1 protein-coding gene is annotated in these 761 nt (G+C 46.1%); it reads left to right on the forward strand.

Features of this window, described 5'->3' with window-relative positions:
* A partial coding sequence (locus KP705_RS15645) for a protein rep (protein ID WP_215764845.1) occupies positions 1–761 on the forward strand: 761 nt, incomplete at both ends.

The following is a 761-nucleotide window of genomic DNA, read 5'->3' on the forward strand; positions in this document are numbered from 1 at the left end:
GCAGGACCGTCTGAGAATGGGTGTGAGTCATCTTCTCGGATAGGTTTTTATGAGCTTCTTCGTCGCAACAGTGGGAACAAGGTTGATGTGTTTAAACATCTTGAAMGCATTGGCAGGGATGAGGCCATAAGGCTTCAATCTGATCGCATTGCTGACAGGCTTGAAGGTCTGGGGATTCCGTCTAGGCGTAAGAAGCAGGATGGCACCTTTTTCAAGGTGGGTTTGCTGTCTGGATTAGCTAAGCAGATGGATGAACAGTTTAGGCATATCATGTTCATTCCTGCTGTTGCTGTTGCTGAGCGTCGCCAGTTGAGGAATGAGCTGACCTATTGGATTGATAACATTCTCCCGAATAAGGGGAAGTATCTGCGGTACATGGTTATCACCTGCGGTGAGAACGTCCGCATATATGATGACCTCAAGGCGGAGCATAGGAAATGGACACGCAAGCTCTCTGATTGCTTCCGTTGGCTCAATCAAAAATATGGTTCAAATCTGTATTTCAGGGGGACTGAGTTCACTCATAATGAGGATCATGAAACCCTTAACATGCATATGAATATCCTCTTTGATCTGCCGTATTTGAAGGGGATCGGCTGGCAGGATTTTCTTGCTGATGTTCGKGAGAGGATGTCGTGCATTGTTAAGGATGCGGGAACTCTTGAGTCTGTTGATGAGGTCACAAAATATGTGACTAAGCCGAACGATATTGAGACGATGGAGGATGGCCATCTTGAGTGGTTCTATAATGAGACACTCAA

The organism is Gluconobacter sp. P1D12_c (genome assembly GCF_018812105.1).
Lineage (GTDB): Bacteria > Pseudomonadota > Alphaproteobacteria > Acetobacterales > Acetobacteraceae > Gluconobacter > Gluconobacter oxydans_A.